The 20,739-nt window shown below is 40.9% G+C and carries 18 protein-coding genes, 1 tRNA gene and 1 pseudogene; 9 read left to right on the top strand and 11 right to left on the bottom strand.

Annotated features, from left to right (window positions below):
* Positions 1 to 73: 73 nt before the first annotated feature.
* A tRNA-Thr gene (locus tag AC5EUN_RS00460) sits at positions 74 to 149 on the top strand.
* 67 nt (positions 150 to 216) lie between these two features.
* Here the strand turns inward: AC5EUN_RS00460 and AC5EUN_RS00455 are convergent.
* From AC5EUN_RS00455 to AC5EUN_RS00445, 3 genes are all read right to left on the bottom strand, one after another.
* Complete coding sequence (locus AC5EUN_RS00455) at positions 217 to 1,047, bottom strand: SAM-dependent methyltransferase (RefSeq protein ID WP_473338309.1); 831 nt, start codon at positions 1,045 to 1,047, stop codon at positions 217 to 219.
* Between the two features lie 3 nt (positions 1,048 to 1,050).
* Entirely contained in the window at positions 1,051 to 2,349 is a 1,299-nt protein-coding gene (locus tag AC5EUN_RS00450; RefSeq protein ID WP_004978178.1) for an FAD-dependent oxidoreductase, read from the bottom strand.
* Positions 2,350 to 2,763: 414 nt separating this feature from the next.
* Positions 2,764 to 3,645, bottom strand: a complete 882-nt coding sequence (locus AC5EUN_RS00445) for a pirin family protein (protein ID WP_317455021.1) — start codon at positions 3,643 to 3,645, stop codon at positions 2,764 to 2,766.
* 101 nt (positions 3,646 to 3,746) lie between these two features.
* On the opposite strand from AC5EUN_RS00445, the pseudogene AC5EUN_RS00440 reads away from it, so the two are divergent.
* Both AC5EUN_RS00440 and AC5EUN_RS00435 read left to right on the top strand, forming a co-directional pair.
* A pseudogene (locus AC5EUN_RS00440) lies at positions 3,747 to 3,950 on the top strand (hydrolase); the annotation flags it as partial.
* Positions 3,951 to 4,018: 68 nt separating this feature from the next.
* Positions 4,019 to 4,336, top strand: a complete 318-nt coding sequence (locus tag AC5EUN_RS00435; protein ID WP_493352485.1) for a LysR substrate-binding domain-containing protein — start codon at positions 4,019 to 4,021, stop codon at positions 4,334 to 4,336.
* Between the two features lie 98 nt (positions 4,337 to 4,434).
* On the opposite strand, the gene ahpC is transcribed toward AC5EUN_RS00435, so the two are convergent.
* From ahpC to AC5EUN_RS00415, 4 genes are all read right to left on the bottom strand, one after another.
* On the bottom strand, positions 4,435 to 4,998 hold the full coding sequence (ahpC, locus tag AC5EUN_RS00430) for an alkyl hydroperoxide reductase subunit C (protein ID WP_348923853.1): 564 nt from the start codon (positions 4,996 to 4,998) through the stop codon (positions 4,435 to 4,437).
* Between the two features lie 279 nt (positions 4,999 to 5,277).
* Positions 5,278 to 5,769, bottom strand: a complete 492-nt coding sequence (locus AC5EUN_RS00425) for a flavin reductase (protein ID WP_035326242.1) — start codon at positions 5,767 to 5,769, stop codon at positions 5,278 to 5,280.
* 85 nt (positions 5,770 to 5,854) lie between these two features.
* On the bottom strand, positions 5,855 to 6,901 hold the full coding sequence (locus tag AC5EUN_RS00420) for a methionine synthase (protein WP_004691635.1): 1,047 nt from the start codon (positions 6,899 to 6,901) through the stop codon (positions 5,855 to 5,857).
* Positions 6,902 to 6,937: 36 nt separating this feature from the next.
* Positions 6,938 to 7,930: a DUF1852 domain-containing protein gene (locus AC5EUN_RS00415; RefSeq protein WP_058870459.1), complete on the bottom strand. Its 993-nt coding sequence runs from the start codon at positions 7,928 to 7,930 to the stop codon at positions 6,938 to 6,940.
* A 904-nt stretch (positions 7,931 to 8,834) separates the two neighbouring features.
* Between AC5EUN_RS00415 and AC5EUN_RS00410 the strand changes: the two genes are divergently transcribed.
* Positions 8,835 to 10,133, top strand: a complete 1,299-nt coding sequence (locus AC5EUN_RS00410) for a dicarboxylate/amino acid:cation symporter (RefSeq protein WP_332476339.1) — start codon at positions 8,835 to 8,837, stop codon at positions 10,131 to 10,133.
* 134 nt (positions 10,134 to 10,267) lie between these two features.
* Here the strand turns inward: AC5EUN_RS00410 and AC5EUN_RS00405 are convergent, their stop codons facing one another.
* A complete protein-coding gene (locus AC5EUN_RS00405; protein ID WP_493352112.1) occupies positions 10,268 to 11,158 on the bottom strand; it encodes a LysR substrate-binding domain-containing protein in 891 nt (296 codons plus the stop codon).
* Positions 11,159 to 11,292: 134 nt separating this feature from the next.
* Between AC5EUN_RS00405 and AC5EUN_RS00400 the strand changes: the two genes are divergently transcribed.
* Positions 11,293 to 12,711: an aspartate ammonia-lyase gene (locus tag AC5EUN_RS00400; RefSeq protein WP_493352111.1), complete on the top strand. Its 1,419-nt coding sequence runs from the start codon at positions 11,293 to 11,295 to the stop codon at positions 12,709 to 12,711.
* Positions 12,712 to 12,920: 209 nt separating this feature from the next.
* On the opposite strand, the gene ssb is transcribed toward AC5EUN_RS00400, so the two are convergent.
* From ssb to AC5EUN_RS00385, 3 genes are all read right to left on the bottom strand, one after another.
* Positions 12,921 to 13,505 (bottom strand): single-stranded DNA-binding protein, encoded by a 585-nt coding sequence (ssb, locus tag AC5EUN_RS00395; RefSeq protein ID WP_004691666.1) that lies wholly within the window; start codon positions 13,503 to 13,505, stop codon positions 12,921 to 12,923.
* Between the two features lie 51 nt (positions 13,506 to 13,556).
* Positions 13,557 to 14,921 carry an MFS transporter gene (locus tag AC5EUN_RS00390; RefSeq protein WP_004978200.1) on the bottom strand — a complete coding sequence of 455 codons (1,365 nt, stop codon included), beginning with the start codon at positions 14,919 to 14,921 and terminating at the stop codon, positions 13,557 to 13,559.
* A 159-nt stretch (positions 14,922 to 15,080) separates the two neighbouring features.
* Positions 15,081 to 16,160, bottom strand: a complete 1,080-nt coding sequence (locus tag AC5EUN_RS00385) for a DUF475 domain-containing protein (protein WP_058870674.1) — start codon at positions 16,158 to 16,160, stop codon at positions 15,081 to 15,083.
* Positions 16,161 to 16,372: 212 nt separating this feature from the next.
* Here AC5EUN_RS00385 and tenA point away from each other — a divergent pair, with 212 nt between their 5' ends.
* From tenA to uvrA, 4 genes are all read left to right on the top strand, one after another.
* Complete coding sequence (tenA, locus tag AC5EUN_RS00380; protein ID WP_004691671.1) at positions 16,373 to 17,047, top strand: thiaminase II; 675 nt, start codon at positions 16,373 to 16,375, stop codon at positions 17,045 to 17,047.
* Positions 17,048 to 17,208: 161 nt separating this feature from the next.
* On the top strand, positions 17,209 to 17,583 hold the full coding sequence (locus AC5EUN_RS00375; protein ID WP_159152714.1) for a hypothetical protein: 375 nt from the start codon (positions 17,209 to 17,211) through the stop codon (positions 17,581 to 17,583).
* On the top strand, positions 17,584 to 17,706 hold the full coding sequence (locus AC5EUN_RS00370) for a hypothetical protein (protein ID WP_289845600.1): 123 nt from the start codon (positions 17,584 to 17,586) through the stop codon (positions 17,704 to 17,706). It begins immediately after the preceding gene.
* A gap of 197 nt (positions 17,707 to 17,903) precedes the next feature.
* Positions 17,904 to 20,735 carry an excinuclease ABC subunit UvrA gene (gene uvrA / locus AC5EUN_RS00365; protein ID WP_493352110.1) on the top strand — a complete coding sequence of 944 codons (2,832 nt, stop codon included), beginning with the start codon at positions 17,904 to 17,906 and terminating at the stop codon, positions 20,733 to 20,735.
* Positions 20,736 to 20,739 lie beyond the last annotated feature (4 nt).

Here is a 20,739-nt window from a genome sequence, read left to right as displayed (position 1 = left end):
AATCTTGCGCATTTCAATCGCTCACTTTTTGGCTTGCGTTTTCAAGAAAATCCGCTATTATTCTCACCACGTTGCCGGCATAGCTCAGTTGGTAGAGCAACTGACTTGTAATCAGTAGGTCCACAGTTCGAATCCGTGTGCCGGCACCATTTTATACTTAGCCTCTCTTTTTAGTGAGGCTTTGTTGTTTCTGGCCCTTTGGTTTTTTATTTCATTTTAAATGTCTCTAACTGCTGTAATTTGAACATAGCGCACGATGCCCTGTTCAAATAATTTCTGGCAGAGCTTAGCGGTCATTTTAATTTTGAAATGATCCAAATTTTGAGCGGCCTGTTGGACTAAATGCACATGATAATAACGAGAAAAACCCGCCAAAACTGCATCTGATAAATCTTCAATAGCAACCTGCTGATAGCCTTGTGCTTCTATCGAATGCTGCAAATTCGTCTCTAACTGAAGATGTTCCAAATGAACATCGGCTACTTTTAACAGCATTTTCAGTTGAAGTTTCTCAAAACGATTTAAATTCAAAAATGCATCACTCAACATCAAATAGTGAAAACCGATGCGCCCTTTTGAATTTAAAACAGAATGGGTTGATCTTAGAAATGAATTTAAATCACTGTGATAAGCGGCATCGAGACACAACACCACATCAAAAGGCGCTGAGAATAGCTTTGAATTTAAATTTAAAAATGACGTTTGAATGATGTGTATCTTTGAATTTAAAATGTGCTGTATACGCTGGACACATTCGGCTTGTAAATCAACCGCACAAAGTTGCTGCACATGGTAATGCTGCTGCCACAGCAATAGACTCGCACCCTGCCCACAACCCAAGTCTAAAACACGGTCATTTGATTTTAGCTGTAATCGATCAGCAAGATGCGTTGCAAGTGTTTGGCAAGCCTCAGGATAGGATGACCTTGCATCATTCCAATAGCCAAGATTGCTCCAAGCCAATACAGCGTGATCTCCCAATTGTTTTGCATCAATTGCATATTTATGTTTGGGCAGATGTCGCTGTAAGGTTTGGAGCCATTTCATGCTTTAGTAGCCGAGTTGTGGGGCAACCTCAACTTTAGGTTTTAATCCAACAAACGGCAATGGCGCACCGAAAATTTCTGCAATATGCATTGCTGAAGTGACGGCAGACTCTAAAATAGGCAGACCATCGCACGACCATGAACCACAGAAAAAGACTTTTCGGTTAGCACTCTTATGGCGTTGTTGTAACTCTTTATTCAAAGCCACCGTTTGCGAGTCCACCACCGCACGGGTCAAAGTTACAGTTGAAATCACTTTTTTCGGGTCAATCTCGGTCACAGGCTGCCACGTTTGGAACACGGCATTTTTACCGACCAGACTTGGTTCGACTGAATTGAGCCAAACCGTGAACTGTTGACGGGTAAACTTACGGTCCATCATATAGCTTAGCACCGACCAGTCTTTACGCTTAGGCGGCATCACGGAAGGATCAGTATGGATCACCAACTGACCTTGCTCAAAACGGAACTGTTTTAACAGCGCAATATCATCTGCAAACTGAACAGGATCTAAAAACTCTTCAATTTTTGTGGTTGGCGTTGCGACCACCACACGGTCAAACAATTGCTGTTCGCCCTTATTATTTTCAACCAAAACTTTGTCACCTTGTTCAGTGACTTTGCTAATAGCCGATCCGCTTTGGATATTGATGTTTTCAATCAATTTATCGACCAAGGCAGGTGTTCCCCCTTGTATACGCAATAAAGCATCACCATCCGTCAACTGACGTAAAAAGATCAGCAGCGGTTTCGCTGGCCATTCGCCAATGGTTTTTGGATTGCAGGTACAGATGGTGTAGAGCACAGGCATGACTGCACCATGCCAAAACACTTCTTCAATGTCATGCTGGTTGATAAATTCAGCCAAGGTAATGTCTTGATCTTTAGATTTGAAGAATTTAGCAATCGCAGTTTTAAGCTGCAACATACCTTTAACCAAGCGCCATCCATACTGCTGTAGGCCTTTACGGTTATTGATAATTGGGAAATTGCCAATGCGACTACGCGTAGTGGTTAGCCATGTTTCTGTACGGTCTTCAAACAACCAACTACATGCCATGTAGGTGCGTACTGGATACGTTTTGATGCCTAAATAAGTCGCAAGACTTAAGGTGTTTTTCCATAAGTGTGGGTTCATGACACGTAACGGAGCATCAATCAGACCACCTTCAAACTCTGTACTGTGGCTATCCATCCCTCGCCCAGTCAGTGCTTCGAAAATAGTGATATTATGCCCAGCATCCTTTAGAATTCTTGCGGTAGCAAGACCGGCCATGCCGCTACCAATAACTGCAATATCCAAAATTATGATCCGTCAGTCTGACTTATATTGACTGAAATTATGACCCAATGTCGAAAAAATAGGGCTATTAAAAAATACCAGAATCACATTTTTTCATGTGCCGCACTGGTAGGACGATATTTGCTTAAATTACATTTCATTACACTAAAAAGCCACTTAAATAAACACAGGTTTTTTATACATTTTATTTTAAATAAAAATATAAACCCTTTAAAAACAAAATATATAAATTAACTATTTTTATAACATCTGTTTTACAAACCAGCAAAAAAGCACTAATATGCGCTCCGCATAAAAAAGATAATTACATCACATAATAATTCATGACCAACTATGCAAAACAAGAAGACTACAGCGCCTAAAAAATCCCTACCCTTGACCGAGTAGGGATTTCTTCTTTTTAGCGACAAGATTTTAGTCCACCACAGCAACAGGGATTTCACCAAACTTGCCACGATTAAAATCATCAAAAGCTTGCACAATTTCCGCTTTGCTATTCATCACAAATGGACCATAACCTTGAATTGGCTCATTTAGTGGTTCACCAGTCAACACCAAGAATTTAGTGTCTTGCAGCGCTTGTAGTTGAATTGCGGATTCGCCATCTTGAGCAAACATCACAATGGAACTATCCACCACTTTTTGCGTGCCATTAATCAGCACTTCACCACTGAGCACCACCACAATCGTGTTATGCGTGATAGGCACATGGATAAAAGTTTCATACTCTGCTTTTAATTCACCATCCCAAACATTGACGGGACTATACGTTTGAGCAGGGCCATGATGACCACCAAACTCACCCGCAATCACGCGTATGTGTCCAACATTATCATCCATTTCGATGCGCGGGATATCTGCCACGGTCAAGGCTTGATAACGCGGTGTGGTCATTTTGTCTTTGGCTGGCAAATTCACCCAAAGTTGTACCATTTCAAACAGGCCACCATGCTCAGCAAAGGCTGGAGAATGAAACTCTTCATGCACCACACCTGAACCCGCAGTCATCCACTGTACATCGCCAGTATTAATGGTACCACCGCCGCCGCTAGAGTCTTTGTGTGTCACTTCACCGCTATAGGCGATGGTGACTGTTTCAAAGCCACGATGCGGGTGTGAACCCACACCACGTTGCGATGTGGTTGGATCAAATTTGTAAGGTGCAGCATAGTCCAAAAGTAGAAACGGACTAATTGCTTGTCCTAAGCGGTCATATGAAAAGAGGTTTTTGACAGGAAAACCATCACCAACCCAATGCATGTCTTGATTACGATAAACACCAATTACTTTTTTCATCTTGGAACTCCTATATCGATAGGATGAATATGCAATCTATACTACCCCTTTCCTCAGCCCTCTTATAGCGCTGCACTAGTACACAGAATCACAAAAATAGGACAATTAACCCCATCACACGTGATGCAGTATGGGATCGCATATCTCAGGCAGACGCGCAGCTGATGTCATGGTTTGGTGCAGCATGTGAATTACACCGCGACTGGCTTAATGATATTGAAGGCCTCGGTTCACTCTTTGCAGCGCATATTCCAGACTATAAAAACCTGATTCAAAGCTATAGCAAAAATACGGCTCAAAAATAATCAGCCCTCAGTAAAAGCGATCTTCGGATCGCTTTATTGTCGTGCGCAATCGTTAGCGATGATACAGTATCAGATCATCCACCACAGACTGCCTTCGGTCACAAATCAATACAGGCTTGAACCCATCATGCATTCATTTGACGACTATTATTATTTTGACTCTGGATGGACTCGGCATTGCCAACCTACCTTACTTAACGGTAGAGGCAGATATTGCTTCAGGTCGCCTAGTTCACATTTTGCCCGACTGGTGTCCCAATATCGGAAGCGTACAGTTGGTCTATGCTTCACGTAAAGGACAACATTTGGTCATGGAGAAACTGATTGAGCATTCGATCCAAGGTTTAAGAGACTTTGCCAGCACCAGCAAGGGTTACCATCTGTAAAAGCTAAAAGAACCCTGCATAAAAAAATCAGCCACTTGGGCTGATTTTTTACAGGTATCATGCTCATGACTCAGCACGATGCAACCATCGAAGTTGACTTAGATTTTTCCAACCAAGTCGATTGACGGTGCAAGCGTTGCTTCACCTTCTTTCCATTTTGCAGGACATACTTCGCCTGGGTGCGCATGCACATATTGTGCTGCTTTCACTTTGCGTAATAGTTCAGATGCATCACGACCAATACCGCCAGCATTAATTTCAATAATTTGGATTTTACCTTCAGGATCAATCACAAAAGTACCACGGTCTGCAAGACCTTCTGTTTCAATCAGCACATCAAAGTTTTTAGACAAAGTCCAAGTTGGATCGCCAATCAATGGATACTGAATTTTACCGATCACCTCTGAAGTGTCGTGCCATGCTTTATGGGTAAAGTGGGTATCGGTCGATACGCCGTAAATTTCCACACCGAGTTTTTGAAATTCAGCATAGTGATCGGCTAAGTCGCCCAATTCTGTTGGACACACAAAGGTGAAATCAGCAGGATAGAAAAATACGACAGACCATTTGCCTTTCAAGTTTTGCTCAGACAACTCAATGAATTCACCATTTTGGTAAGCTGTTGCATTAAACGCCTTAACTTCAGTATTGATTAAACTCATGTATTCGTCCTCAAAAGATTTGTGAGAGTGCTTAAGTGATGAAGAAAGAATACGTACAAACCTAAAATTGGTAAAACAGTAAGTTTTTATTATTTTTATCGGATTTTTAGATTTATTATTTCCCGACACTGTTGCCCGACTTTCACCATCTTGTGGTCTAAATAAAAACCTTTCGATTTTTCAAATGAGCACAATACAGTCAAATCCAGAGTCAAGCAGTGGAAAATCTATGATTTGGGAAGCCATTTCAGAGCCTTGATGTTCAATAAAAAAGTGAAATTAAGCCGTTTCGGTCTGCCCCACCTGATGATAAGCACGATTAAAATAAACCAAACTTTGCTCATGTTGGCTTTGTTGAATCGCGACAATACGGCACATAAAGACCGTATGTGTTCCCACTTCTTGAATATCATCAATTTCACAATCAAAATTGACCAAAGCATCCTTTAAAACAGGCGCACCCGTTTCTAGCTCTGTCCAAACACCATGTTTAAAACGCTCTTCAGACGTCATTTTAGATGCGAAGACATTCGAAATATGCTGATGTTGTGCACCTAACACATTCACAGTTAGGATTTTATTATCGACAAAATGTGCATGTGAACGCGATGCTTTATTCATACAGACCAATAATGTCGGTGGTGTATCCGTCACACTGCATACGGCAGATGCTGTGAATCCATGACGATCAGCCATGCCTGCCGTAGTTACGACACTCACTGCACTGGTTAACAAAGACATTGCATCTCTAAAGTCTGTTGCTTCAATCATCATTTTATTCCTCAGTAGAACGGACACATGCTTTTAAATGGAATACGAGCTACCCATTTCTGATCAAATAGATAGCCCTTTCACATCACGCACTTGCTGCGTATGAAGCCGAAAGTTCTTTACGAATAATTTCTGCACCTGCGCTTAACGCATTCAGCTTACCACGTGCGACTTCACGTGCTAAAGGGGCCATGCCACAGTTGGTCGAAGGATAGAGTTTATCTGCATCGACAAACTGAAGTGCTTTACGTAGTGTATTCGCAACTTCTTCAGGTGTTTCAACGGTGTTGGTTGCGACATCAATCGCACCGACCATCACTTTTTTACCGCGAATCAGTTCAATCAGATCCATTGGTACACGCGAGTTTTGACATTCAAGTGAGATGATATCAACTTTAGATTGTTGCAGTTTAGGGAATGCTTCTTCGTATTGACGCCACTCTGAACCCAAGGTCTTTTTCCAATCGGTATTGGCTTTGATGCCATAGCCATAGCAAATATGCACCGCAGTTTCACATTTCAGACCTTCAAGTGCTCGTTCAAGCGTTGCAACGCCCCAATCATTCACTTCATCAAAGAATACATTAAATGCAGGCTCATCGAACTGAATGATATCCACGCCAGCAGCTTCTAACTCACGTGCTTCTTGATTCAGAATCTTAGCAAATTCCCAAGCCAGTTTTTCACGGCTTTTATAGTGACCATCATACAGCGTATCAATCATGGTCATCGGGCCAGGTAACGCCCATTTAATCGGCTGATTTGTTTGGCTGCGTAAAAACTTAGCATCTTCAACAAAAACAGGCTTTTGACGGCTTACTGCACCTACCACTGAAGGCACACTCGCATCATAACGATTACGGATACGAACCGTTTCGCGTTTCTCAAAATCAACGCCATCCAGATGTTCAATAAACGTCGTCACAAAATGTTGGCGGGTTTGTTCGCCATCACTAACGATATCAATGCCTGCATGTAGTTGTTCTTGTAATGACAAACGTAAAGCATCTTGTTTCGCTTCGAGTAATGCCTCACCCTCTAGTTTCCAAGGTGACCAAAGTTTCTCAGGCTCAGCAAGCCAAGAAGGTTTCGGTAAGCTGCCCGCAGTTGATGTTGGTAATAAAATGGCCATTTTAAATCTCTATTTCAATATTCTATTTCAGTTAAATTAAGCAGCGTTGCTGTTGACGGTATAATTCGCAGCCCATTGTTCAAGGATGTCTTGATAAGGCTTAATAAAGTTCTCTTCCGTCCATTTACCTTGTTTAACTGCTAACTGACCACGTTCAACACGGTCATAGACAATTTGTGTTAATGAGTAATCTGGATACTCTAGGCTGGCTTGATAGACTTGGGACGCTGATGAATTTGCATTGTAAATTTCAGGGCGATAAATCTTTTGGAAGGTTTCCATGGTGCTAATCGCACTAATCAACTCAAGATCGGTGTAGTCCCGCAGTAAATCACCCGCAAAATAGAATGCTAAAGGCGCAGCGCTCCCTTTTGGCATAAAGAAGCGAACCTGTAAGCCCATTTTATGGAAATACTCATCGGTACGTGAATATTCATCTTGTTTATACTCAACGCCTAAAACAGGATGCTCATTGGCAGTACGGTGATACTTCTTCGCTGTTGAAACACTCAAACAAATCACAGGCTGTTGATTAAACTCTGCTTTAAAAGTGTCTGAGTTCACCAAGTATTGATACAGTTTGCCATGTAGATCACCAAAACCTTCAGGTGCATACGACGTCGAATTCTCTTTATTGTGTTCTTTCAGCACCACGCTAAAATCGTAGTCACGTACATAAGACGAGAAGCTATTACCAATCATGCCTTCAATACGTTGATGGGTATGATGATCATTAATCGTGCTTTTCAGCATTTCAATAATTGGGAAAGTTTGACCATTGCCTTCAATGTCTAAATTTGCAGAAATAATATCGATTTCAAGCGAATAACGATCACCATTCGGGTTATCTGTTTGTGCTAAGGCATTGAAACGATTATTAATCATACGAAGTGTATTACGTAGGTTCTGCTCACGGCTTTCACCACGCGCCAAGTTAGCAAAGTTCGTCGTTAGACGTGTGTTATCTGCTGGTTGATAGTTTTCATCAAAACGAATGCGTTTAATTGAACATGCAAACTCTGTACTCATGGCGATCTGTTACCCTATTTTTGCGATAAAACTGAATTTCTTTCATGCTCTTTCTAGAGGGTCCAATTTTCTTATTGGATCTTTCTAGCGAATCGTCTTACCAGCCTTTTCAGTTTTTTCTGATCGTCAGGCTAAGAAGCAACGATGAATATGATCTATCGTTAAGAGCGTGGTTTAATTTATACCTGAATGATCACATGAATAAAAATGATTTAATCTCACACCAAAGTGAACCAAATTCATGTTTAGAAATTCTGTCGCTTTAACAATGAATTGCGCATAGATAATTTTTTGTGGATGTACGAAAGGAAATAATGAAAATATCAAGCCCTTGTACGTGAGCTGTGAAAAGTCATGAAATTATTCAATAATGCTAAATTAACGACATCAGCACGATACATATTCACTTTAATTATCTATTTATATCAGTAGCTTAATATAATGAGCTGATTATTAAAAGATTGGATAAAACAGGCAATTCAATGGTTTTGTCCGTGGGAAAATGATGAGTGCAAGCTTGGTTTTGAGTTCTTGTATTGATTAACTTTGGCTTCGCTTTCTGACCTTGGCTCTTCTTCACAGAATCAGAAAATTTAGTATCTTTCCTATCACCAATCAGAATTAAAAAAACAAACATTCGGTCTTTATATTAAGAACAGCTCACATATATCAAGTAAAACTAAAGAATCATCTCATGCATTTTTTGCATAACTGAATTAAAAATTGCATTGTCGTTTTTTTTAAAAAAAAGTAACACTTGCCACAGTTAAATCCCCAATCGACGATTTAGCACTCAATATCTAAAGCAATGCCTATATAAATTGATCAACATGGAATGTCATCAATGCCTTGCTACATCAGGCCAAAAGTTGATGAAAAGAAGATTAAAGAAGGAACGATAAGTATGAAGCAGAAGAAATTACTGAAATATATTCTGATTGCCATGATCTCTGGAATACTGATTGGTTGGGCTTTTCATAGCACGTTAACGACTGCACAAACCACAGAACTTGCCGCCTATTTTAAAATAGTGACCGATGTATTCTTAAGATTAATTAAAATGATTATTGCACCTTTAGTTTTTGCAACAATCGTTTCTGGTCTTGTCTCGATGGGAAAATCCTCATCGCTGGGATCAATTACCTTAAAGGCCATGAGTTGGTTCATTGGTGCATCATTTATTTCACTTTTACTGGGCATGGGCTTAGCCAATTTATTCCAACCTGGCGCTGGGATGAATCTCACCGTTCCTCAAACAGCGGTTGATATCGGTGTCAGTGCGACAAGTCTGAGCTTAGAAACGTTCATTACGCATATTTTCCCGCGTAGTTTTGCTGAAGCCATGGCCAATAATGAGATATTACAAATTTTGGTTTTCTCAATTTTCTTTGGTTCCGCACTGGCCTATGTTCAACATCAAAATGAAGCGACCGTCATTGGCAAAATAATTGATGAACTCTGTAAGGTGATGTTCCGAATTACAGATTATGTCATGGCATTTGCCCCTATCGCCGTTTTTGCAGCCATTGCTTCCGCGATTACTATCCAAGGCCCTAAACTGATTATCGATTATAGTATTTTCATTGGACAGTTCTATGTGGGACTACTGGTGCTTTGGACTCTCCTGATTGCTTTCGGCTATATCTTCTTGAAAAAAGATATTTTTAGATTGATGCGAATCGTGCGTGAACCCACCATGTTGGCATTTGCGACCGCAAGTAGTGAATCGGCTTATCCAAAAACCATGGAAGCTTTGGATAAATTCGGTGTGCCTAAACGTATTACCAGTTTCGTGCTCCCTTTAGGTTATTCTTTCAACCTCGACGGCTCGATGATGTATATGGCATTTGCCGTGTTATTTATTGCACAAGCCTACAACATTGATTTAAGTTTTTCCCAGCAAGCACTCATACTCTTTACCCTCATGATTACGAGTAAAGGGATTGCAGGTGTTTCACGAGCATCCATTGTGGTGATTGCCTCCACTCTGGCCATGTTCAAACTTCCTGAAGCCGGTATTCTATTAATTTTAGCGATTGATCAGTTTTTAGATATGGGCCGTACGGCAACCAATGTGATTGGAAATAGTATTGCAACTGCCGTGATTGCACGTACTGAGGGCAATAAAGATGAACTTACGGAGCAAGAAGGTATTATGGTGAACAACATTCCACCCGCAAACCAATTGGCCGATAACAGTTAGAATTATTTATAGAGAAAATAAAAGGTGATTTTTAAATAGTAAGTAAAGTCCTTTATTTACTATTCATAAAATCACCTTATTTATTATTTAAATATGTTTGACAACGATTAACCAAAATAATCAATAAAATACAATTATTTATTTTTTTGAATTAAAATATTCCAAATATAATTAATTCGATTTGAAAAGGACATTTCACGTTTAACCAGATAGACATCTTGAAATAAATAATACTGATTACCCTCCAGTACTTTTAATTTATTTTCTTGAATTTCTCTTTCAACCAATAATTTAGGCAGCCATGCTACACCTAAACCCTGCAACACCAGCTCTTTTAAATCGCCTGCATTATCCGTCTCATATAAAGTTCTATAATCCAACTTATTTTCAATCGCTTTATCCACACAGTTTCTTAAATATGCTTGTTTACTATAAGACAACAAAGGAAAAGACTGATCGAGTGAATATTTGGCAGTCCCGTCATGATCTAAGGCCGTCACAGGGAGTATTTCCATTTCAACAATCTTATGAAATTCGAACAAAGAACGATCGAATTGTTCTAATGTTTTTTGATCGCAATAGCTGATTAAAAAATCACACGAACCATCTTTTAATAAGCGCATGCCCTGTTTGAAATTAGAGGCAATAATTTCCAATTTTAAGTCCGTCATATCCATCGCTAACTCATGAATAAAGCGGGGGAAAAACTGGGTAATGAGCGAGTGTGACACTGCAAACTTGACGGTTAATTCATCATGTCTCACATTCTTTTCTAAATATTTTATTGTTGTAGTGAGTTGATTTTGTATGTTTTTTGCAGAAGCAAGTAAAACTTGCCCCGCTTCTGTGAAATCAATATTTTTACTATATCTTTTCAAAATTTGGAAACCCAATGAGTTTTCAATATTTTGAATTCTACGCGTAAAGGCAGACTGTGTGACATGTCGTAGAGCTGCTGCTTGAGATATCGATTTTTCTTGCTCTAATGCAAGTAAATCTTCAATCCATCGAATTTCTAAAGTCATAACTCATTCTTCACTCATCCTTTGATCAATTATAATCTATTATGCAAAAAATGCATGTAGTAATATATTTTTACATTAGAAAAAAAACCGTGCGCACTTTAATATCGATTTATTCGAGATTAGAGTCTATTTAAATGAACATTAAGATTAACACACGCGTTGAAAAGGATTTATTAGGACATAAAGAAATTCCTACTCATTGCTATTATGGTGTACAAACTTTAAGAGCTTTAGAGAACTTTAATTTAAGTCCAAATAAACTCAATCAATTCCCTGTTTTTATTAATGCCCTTGCAATGGTTAAAGCTGCATGCGCAGAAGCCAATTTTAAACTCAATAAACTTGAAGAAAATAAATACAATGCCATTCAATATGCATGTGAACAAATTATTAATTATAAGTATCATGACCAATTTCCAATTGATATGATTCAAGGTGGTGCGGGAACATCCACCAATATGAATATCAATGAAGTACTGGCTAATATTGGCTTAGAACATTTAGAGCATTTAAAAGGCGAATATCAATATTTACATCCAAATAATGATATTAATATGTCTCAGTCAACCAATGATGTCTATCCAACAGCCATTAAAGTGGGTTTAATTTTTGCAATTGAGCAATTGAACAGCCCGTTTCAAAATTTAATTCAAAGTTTTAAGAACAAGTCCGATGAGTTTTCGCATATCTTAAAAATGGGTCGTACCCAATTGCAAGATGCCGTTCCAATGACCTTAGGTCAAGAATTTGGCGCATTTGCAAATACCTTACAAAATGATTTAAACAAGCTCAATGACATCATGCCGTCTGCTTTAAGTGTTGTAAATTTGGGCGGAACAGCAATTGGAACAGGGATCAATACCGAAGTTAAGTATCGTGAATATGCCATCGCAGCATTGTCTGAAATTACGCAAAAGCAGATCAGTAGTTCACCTGATTTAATCGAAGCAACCTCAGATATGGGTGATTTCGTTTTATTATCGAGCTTCTTAAAACGTACCGCGACTAAACTCTCAAAAATTGCCAATGACCTGCGTTTACTTTCTAGTGGTCCTCGTACTGGTCTGAATGAAATCCATTTGGAGCCGCGTCAACCAGGCAGCTCAATTATGCCAGGTAAAGTGAACCCTGTTATCCCAGAAGCAATGAATTTAGTGTGTTTTCAAGTCATTGCAAATGATTTGGCCATTACTTTGGCGGCCGAAGCAGGTCAGTTACAGCTCAATGCGATGGAGCCGTTAATTGCTTTTAAACTGTTCGAATCGATCGATTTGTTAGGTAAAGCGATGCAAATGTTCCAACATAAATGTATTGAAAACATCCGTGCCAATGCTGAACACTGTCAGGCCAATGTAGATAATTCAATCGGTATTATTACTGCACTCAACCCATATTTGGGCTATGAAACAACGACTCGTATTGCAAAACAAGCCAATGAAACTGGTCAAAGTGTATTGGCTTTAATTAAAGCTGAAAACCTATTGTCTGATCAAATTTTGGCTGATGTGCTATCGATCAAAAATATGGTTCATCCTCAGCAATCTTTAGCATGATTTATTAGCATTTAGTCTTTTTAAAAAGGGATCTCATCAGAGGCTCCTTTTTTATAGAAAGGAAAAGTATGCTCTGTCACTCGTATTAGCTGAACATTTTTATTCTATAAAGCTCTTTTTTAAATACCAAATTTGCCTAGCCATAAAAAAAGAACTTGATATAAATCAAGTTCTTTTTCACTTCATACAATATTTAGATATTGCACAAGTTAGAATGGAAGATCATCATCCATATCTGCTGGTGCTGCCGCAGGCGCTGACTGAGGAGCCGCCTTTGGTGCAAAACCGCTTGGGTTATTGTTCGCATAACCACTTTGTTGGTTGTTGCTATTACCCGCTGCTGGATTACCGCCATAACCGCCTTGGTTGTTGTTATTGTTATAACCACCACCTTGGTTATTGTTGAAACGTGGTTGTGCATAACCATCATTTCCGCCTTGCATTTGCTCGCCTTGCTGACGGTTGTTGTCGAGCATCTGCATTTGCTCACCACGAATTTCTGTGGTGTAGCGTTCTTGACCATTTTGATCTGTCCACTGACGAGTACGCAGTGAACCCTCAATATAAACTTTCGAACCTTTACGTAGGTATTGTTGCGCAATTTCACCTAGACGGTTGTGTAACACAATACGGTGCCATTCGGTTTGCTCTTTACGCTCACCGGTGCTTTTGTCTGTCCAAGAGTCGCTCGTTGCAATTGAAAACTGGGTCAACGAACCACCGTTTGGGAAAGTTTTCGTCTCTGGATCTCGGCCTAATGTGCCCACTAAAATAACTTTATTTACACCGCGCATCTGATGTTTACTTCCTATCTATTTCTATTATTTACTTTATAAGAGTTATGCTTAAATGGCTACCTCTTTCCCCAACAACTGCGTTAAATCTTGTCGCGTAGCATCATCTATTTGCTGCTTATCGACTTTTACATACGCTACTTGCTGATCAGACATCACCACGACCTCTTCAATACCACGAATCGCTAAAAGCTGTGAAGTCCATTCGTCCGTTTGTTTATGTTCAGGTAAACGCAATACCATCGAAGACAAATAGCGCGGTTGTGCCAAGCCAAAACTAATCAATAACCAAACAATCGCAAGTCCAGTCAGGATGCTCCAGCCCAAGGCTGTATTGTTTAACAGCAGCAACTGACCGCCTGTGACACCACCAAAGAATGCGCCTAAAAACTGGCTGCTGGCATTTACGCCCATCGCGGTGGCTTTAGACTGAATTGGCGCAGCTTTCGATAACCATGACGGCAGCAACGCTTCCATGACGTTAAAAGCAATAAAGAATAAGCCCAAACCTGTCAGCAAAATATACTTCGACTCAAAGCCAAAAATTAGGATGCCTAAACCTAAAATAATGCCGCCAATAGCCGTTAAAAAGATGCCTCGCATTTTGCGATATTTTTCAGCCAACACAATACTTGGAAAGGCAAAAAATAGGCTAATCACCAACAGCGGTAAATACACCCAGCCATGCGAATTTAGTGGAATTTTTGCAAAGTCGATGAGTTGCGATGGGACATAAATAAACATTGCCGTCAGCAATAAATGTAAGCTAAACACCGATACATGCAGACGGTTCAGATCGCCCATTTTTAAGACTTGTTTGAGCTGAGCCAAATAACCTTGTTGATAATTACGGTGATGGCGGGTGACTTTGGGCACCAAAAACAGCATCGAAATAGCTGCCAAACCCATGATGGTCGTTACCCAGAATAATCCTGAAATACCCACTAAACCCGTAAGCCACGGCCCCAAACTAAAAGCCACAGCAAAAGAAACCCCGATACTCATGCCCATGGTTGCCATGGCTTTCATACGGTTTTCTTCACGGGTCACATCCGCCAGTAGTGCCATCACCACCGCAGACACTGCACCCCCACCCGCAATGGCACGACCAATAATCACCCCATAAATAGTGTCTGACATCGCTGCAATTGCACCGCCCAAAGCAAACAGGAGTAGCCCAAAAACCACCAAAGGCTTACGGCTATAACGGTCGGCAATCAAGCTAAAAGGAATCTGTAAAATGGCCTGTGTTAAGCCATAAATCCCCACAGCCAAACCGAGCAACGCAGGCGTTGCATATTCATAGGTCTGCCCTGCTACAGAAAATACAGGGATGATCATGAACAAACCCAACATGCGTAAGGCAAAAATACTGCTTAAGGCAAAAGTTGAACGACGTTCTAAAGCATTCATCATAAACGAGGACAGACTGTATTGAATTAATCTTGGATCAAGATTATAGGCTATTCAATCCGACTAGCGGCATGAATTTTATGTTTAATAAAAGCCTTCCTGATCTGAAAAACAAAAAGCGCAGCCTGAGCTGCGCTTTTCCGCGGTTTAAAGCAATCTGCTTTAAGCGGCTTGATGTTTTTTGTATTGAATAGAAGCAATAACAGCCCAAACAATAAAGGCCACACCAATTAAGCCTGTGACGACTTCTGGTACATGTAGACCTGTACCACTTGCCAGCATAATGAATGCTAAAGCACCAATCGCGTAGTGTGCACCATGCTCAAGGAAAACATAGGCATCCAAAGTCCCTTTTTCGACCAAGTAAATGGTCATCGAACGCACGAAGATCGCACCAATCGCGAGACCCAGCATAATAATCACGACATCCGAAGTAATCGCAAACGCGCCAATTACGCCATCAAAACTGAACGATGCATCAAGTACTTCTAGGTATAAGAAACCACCAATACCTGCTTTGACTACCCCTGTGGTTGCGCCATTGGCATCATGCGTAACTGCATTGCCATCTTCATCAACTTCAGGTTCACCACCCAACAAATGACTCAAGACTTGTACGCCAATATAAACCACGATGCCCCAGATTCCCGCCATGGTCACCACCAGACGTTTGGCTTCATCGACATTGGCCGCCATCACCAAAAGTGCAATCAGTGCAAGGAATACCGACATTGCAGGAACATTGGCTAAGTTGGTCAAACGACGTTCTAACCAGCGGAACCAGTGTGTATCTTTCTCTTCATCTAAAAAGAAGTTTAAGAACACGAGTAACAAGAATGCACCACCAAACGCAGCAATTTCAGGGTGATGATCCATCAGACGTTGCGAGTAGGTTTTTGGATCATTCAAAGCCAGTTGTACGACTTCAACAAAGCCCATATCTGCAGTTACCGCCACAATTGCGACAGGGAAGATTAAACGCATACCAAATACAGCGACTAAAATACCCACCGTCAGGAACAACGTTTTCCAGAAATGATCCCAGCCACGTAACACAGATGCATTGACCACGGCATTATCAAAAGATAGCGAGACCTCCATCACCGCTAAAATTGCAGTAATGGTCAAAGCAGTAAACATGGTCTTTAAGCCCGCTTCTGGTCCATGGGTAAAACCCCAGTACGCAGATAACGCAAGACACACGATCGTAAAAATGATAGAGAAACCAAAATGTTTCATCATGACAGATCGACCTATAAAAAATTTGGAGATGAACGAAAACTTAAAAAAACAGGTTGAGTTTTATGGCCGCAATTATGACGCTTTTTAAGTCTGAAACCAAAACATCTTCGTTAATTTTTACTTATCTCACCGATGTACGGAAATGGATTGTTGTTCCGCGCAAACTGTTGTTATAGTCTTGCCCATATTTTGGCTTCCCTCAGGATCTAATCATGGCTTTTTCTCAAGACGTTTGGCAACGTAATGTCGACTTATATCAAAAAACACTGGCTTTACCTTTTAACCAAGAATTGGCTTCAGGCACACTTAATAAAGAAGCATTTTGTCATTATGTGATTCAAGATGCGCACTACTTGGTGGCTTATGGTCGTGCTTTAGCGGTGTGTGGTGCCAAAGCGTATGAGGCCGATGACATTATCCAGTTTAGCCAAGGAGCCAAAGAAGCGATTGTGGTGGAACGCAGTTTGCATGATGGCTTTATGAAAAATTTTGATATTTCAAAACAACAGTTTGAAGAAACACCTCTGACTTTGGCATGTCACCATTACACTTCATTTCTAACGGCAACAGCATGGTCTGAAAGCTACCCTGTGGTGTTAGCAGCGCTCTTACCTTGTTTTTGGATTTATGCTGAAGTCGGTAAAGACATTGTGGGTAACTCTATCGCCAACAACCCGTACCAAGCGTGGATTGATACTTACGCAGGTGAAGAATTCAACCAAGCAGTACGTAATGTAATTGCAACCATCGATAAAGTGGCTGCGCGTTGCGATGCAGACACTATTGAGAAAATGCATAAAGCCTACCGTAAAGGGGCTGAACTGGAATGGTTGTTCTGGGACAGCGCTTATAAACAGCAGCAATGGCTCGGTTTAGACCACGCTTAAAAGCGAAAATGATCCAAAAAGCCCTGAAACCTTCAGGGCTTTTTATTGACCGAATATCGTATTTTTTCAGAAGGCGCGATTGCTATTTTAAGCATTTAAAACTAAACCCTAGTAATGATAATAATTATCATTTGCATAATTAACTTTCGAGGGCCGTTCTCATGCATCCGGATACTCTTGGTACTGAAGCCATTCGTGCATTTTTTACCGTACAATGTTGCTGGCTAAATAACGAAGAAATTTACCTTGAAAAAGGCTGTTTACACTGCGGTTCTGCCGCGACCTATCTCATTTATTATACCAATCCACATATTCAAAAATTGATGTTGGCGTTTATTAAAAAATATCATTGCGTTTTAAGTCGAGAACAAGACTTACTCGACCTACCAGACTTTGAAAATGACTACGATGCCTTCTTGCAAACTCTTGAGCACAAAGTCAATTTCTATGCCCGTCTTCATCATGACATTATCCGTCCCTTTGCTTTTGAGACGGTCGATTCAATCTTTGAACGTCGTTATGCGCTAGCATGTTAAATGCTGCAAACACTACAACACTCTATCCCTGAAGGCGTATGGCAAACCAAAAATAGCACAACCATGATGCAACTTTTGCGCTGCGCCGAATGGGAGATCCACTCTTTTTTACGCAATGCGTAAACATCTTTCTATCTTCAGTCGCAGCCAATATCGATAGCTTGAGACTTGTTTCAACACTGAAATCTAGCTACAGTTTAGCAGCATCACTTTTCTTTTGGCCGACATGATTTGTCGCTATAAAATCATGTTTAACACTTGAATAAAGCATAAGTCGTTATCATATACCTCCTTCATCTGCACAATTTCGAGATAGTTTTATGAGCCAAAGTCATATCCGTATTCGAGGCGCACGTACCCATAACTTAAAAAATGTGAACCTTGATATTCCCCGCGACAAATTCGTGGTGATCACGGGACTTTCTGGTTCAGGTAAGTCATCGCTTGCATTTGATACGCTGTACGCCGAAGGCCAGCGTCGTTATGTCGAATCGCTCTCGGCCTATGCGCGCCAGTTCTTATCACAAATGGAAAAACCTGAAGTTGACTCAATTGAAGGTTTAAGCCCTGCCATTGCGATTGAACAGAAGTCAACCAGCCATAACCCACGCTCTACGGTGGGCACCATTACCGAAATTTATGACTATTTACGTCTACTCTACGCACGTGTCGGTACGCCATTTTGCCCAGAGCATGATTTGCCGATGGTGGCACAGACCGTATCGGAAATGGTCGATGCCGTAAAAGGATTGGATGAAGGGACAGCGCTGATGCTGCTTGCACCTGTGGTGCGTGAGCGTAAAGGTGAATATTCCAACCTGTTTGAACAGCTACAAAGTCAAGGTTTTGTACGGGCGCGCGTCGATGGTGAGATTGTTGATCTCGACCCAATTCCAGAACTCGATAAAAAGAAAAAACACACCATTGAAGTGGTGGTGGATCGTTTTAAAGTCCGTGATGACCTCGGCAACCGCATTGCAGAGTCTTTTGAAACGGCTCTACGTTTGGGCGGTGATATTGCGATTCTTTCGTGGATGAACGGTGAACACCCAGATCGGGTCTTTTCAGCTAAACACTCATGTCCAGAATGTGACCGCGCTGTTGCAGAACTTGAGCCCCGTTTATTTTCATTTAACAATCCCTTTGGTGCCTGCCCAACCTGTGATGGTTTAGGGACTCGTAGCCATTTTAGTGCCGAAAAACTCATTCCAAGTCCTGATGTGTCGATTAGCCAAGGCGCTATTCGTGGTTGGGACAGACAACGTCCGTACTACTACAGCATGATTGAAAAAGTGGCTGAGCATTTTAGCTTTTCTTTGGATACGCCTTGGAATGAACTGGATGCCGACACCAAAAAGAAATTTCTCTACGGCACAGGCAAAGAAAAAGTTGATTTAAGTTATATCGACGAACGGGGTCGTAAACATAATCGTGTACAACCTTTTGAAGGAATTTTGCCACATTTAGAACGTCGCTATCGTGAAACAGAGTCAAACTATGTTCGTGATGATTTGGCACAGTACCTGTCTAATGCGGCCTGTGATGCTTGCGGTGGATCACGTCTAAATGAAATTTCACGTCATGTTCGAGTAAAAGATAAAACCATCGCCCAAATTACCAGAATGTCGATTGGTGATGCTGAAAGTTATTATCAAGATTTAAATCTTGATGGCGCAAAAGGCGAAATTGCCGATAAAATCTTTAAAGAAATTCGTGAGCGCCTGCACTTTCTAGTCTCTGTTGGTTTGAATTATTTAAGTCTTTCTCGTTCAGCAGAAACCTTGTCTGGTGGTGAAGCGCAACGTATTCGTTTGGCTTCGCAAATCGGCGCAGGTTTGATGGGTGTGATGTATGTCCTCGATGAACCGTCGATTGGTCTGCATCAACGTGATAATGATCGTCTATTAGAAACCTTAGTCCGCTTACGTGATTTGGGGAATACTGTTTTAGTCGTTGAGCATGATGAAGATGCGATTCGTGCAGCAGATCATATTATCGATATTGGTCCTGGTGCTGGTATTCATGGTGGTCATGTGATTGCTGAAGGGACTTATGATGAAATTCTTGCGAATAATGAATCTCTCACGGGTCAATATTTATCAGGCAAACTGAAAATTGAAGTACCGAAAAAACGTACTGAACCACCAAAGCCTGAAGAACAAATTAAATTGATGGGTGCTGCGGGTCATAACCTACAAAATGTGGATTTAACCATTCCTTTGGGTGTGATGACCTGTGTGACTGGTGTGTCTGGTTCAGGTAAATCTACGCTGATTAACCGTACTTTATTGCCTTTGGCAGCGACACAGCTTAATGGTGCAACGACATTAACGGCTGAGAAATTTGACTCGATTGATGGTCTGCAATTCCTTGATAAAGTTGTTGATATTGATCAAAGCCCAATTGGACGTACACCTCGCTCAAACCCTGCAACGTATACGGGTTTGTTTACCCCGATTCGTGAATTATTTGCGCAAACACCTGAAGCCAAAGCACGTGGTTATGCTGCGGGACGTTTCTCGTTTAACGTGAAAGGTGGTCGTTGTGAAGCCTGCGAAGGTGACGGCATGATCAAAGTGGCAATGCACTTCTTACCTGATATGTATGTGCCGTGTGATAATTGTCATGGTGAACGTTATAACCGTGAAACTTTAGAAGTGGGTTATAAAGGTAAGAATATTTCAGATGTTCTGAACATGACAGTTGAAGATGCCATGCATTTCTTTGATGCTATTCCTGTGATTCATCGTCGTTTGGAAACATTGAATCAAGTGGGTTTAGGTTATATTCGTTTAGGTCAGTCTGCAACGACACTGTCAGGTGGTGAAGCGCAACGTGTGAAATTGGCACGTGAACTTGCGAAACGTGATACAGGTAAAACACTGTATATCTTGGATGAACCCACTACAGGTCTACATTTCCATGACATTGCTAAACTGTTAGATATCCTTCATGAGCTTCGCAATAAGGGCAATACCATTGTGGTGATTGAGCATAATTTGGATGTGATCAAGACTGCTGACTGGGTGATTGATTTGGGCCCTGAAGGTGGTGCAGGTGGCGGGATGATTATTGCAGAAGGTACACCTGAACAGGTTGCGAAGAATAAAGTTTCTCATACTGCGAAGTTTTTGAAGCCGATGTTGAAGTGATTTT

The organism is Acinetobacter sp. CAU_H_S170_2 (assembly GCF_058890445.1).
Note: the sequence above shows the minus strand (reverse complement) of the source record. Positions and strands in the feature narration are given on the sequence as shown.

Coding starts and splice junctions, on each gene's coding strand:
- AC5EUN_RS00410 (WP_332476339.1), top strand. CDS start 8,835: ATGAAGCAGAAGAAATTACTGAAATATATTCTGATTGCCATGATCTCT.
- AC5EUN_RS00445 (WP_317455021.1), bottom strand. CDS start 3,645: ATGAAAAAAGTAATTGGTGTTTATCGTAATCAAGACATGCATTGGGTT.
- AC5EUN_RS00455 (WP_473338309.1), bottom strand. CDS start 1,047: ATGAAATGGCTCCAAACCTTACAGCGACATCTGCCCAAACATAAATAT.
- ssb (WP_004691666.1), bottom strand. CDS start 13,505: ATGCGCGGTGTAAATAAAGTTATTTTAGTGGGCACATTAGGCCGAGAT.
- AC5EUN_RS00400 (WP_493352111.1), top strand. CDS start 11,293: ATGAACATTAAGATTAACACACGCGTTGAAAAGGATTTATTAGGACAT.
- AC5EUN_RS00405 (WP_493352112.1), bottom strand. CDS start 11,158: ATGACTTTAGAAATTCGATGGATTGAAGATTTACTTGCATTAGAGCAA.
- AC5EUN_RS00415 (WP_058870459.1), bottom strand. CDS start 7,930: ATGAGTACAGAGTTTGCATGTTCAATTAAACGCATTCGTTTTGATGAA.
- AC5EUN_RS00385 (WP_058870674.1), bottom strand. CDS start 16,160: ATGATGAAACATTTTGGTTTCTCTATCATTTTTACGATCGTGTGTCTT.
- tenA (WP_004691671.1), top strand. CDS start 16,373: ATGGCTTTTTCTCAAGACGTTTGGCAACGTAATGTCGACTTATATCAA.
- AC5EUN_RS00420 (WP_004691635.1), bottom strand. CDS start 6,901: ATGGCCATTTTATTACCAACATCAACTGCGGGCAGCTTACCGAAACCT.
- AC5EUN_RS00390 (WP_004978200.1), bottom strand. CDS start 14,921: ATGATGAATGCTTTAGAACGTCGTTCAACTTTTGCCTTAAGCAGTATT.
- AC5EUN_RS00425 (WP_035326242.1), bottom strand. CDS start 5,769: ATGATTGAAGCAACAGACTTTAGAGATGCAATGTCTTTGTTAACCAGT.
- AC5EUN_RS00370 (WP_289845600.1), top strand. CDS start 17,584: ATGCTGCAAACACTACAACACTCTATCCCTGAAGGCGTATGGCAAACC.
- uvrA (WP_493352110.1), top strand. CDS start 17,904: ATGAGCCAAAGTCATATCCGTATTCGAGGCGCACGTACCCATAACTTA.
- ahpC (WP_348923853.1), bottom strand. CDS start 4,998: ATGAGTTTAATCAATACTGAAGTTAAGGCGTTTAATGCAACAGCTTAC.
- AC5EUN_RS00375 (WP_159152714.1), top strand. CDS start 17,209: ATGCATCCGGATACTCTTGGTACTGAAGCCATTCGTGCATTTTTTACC.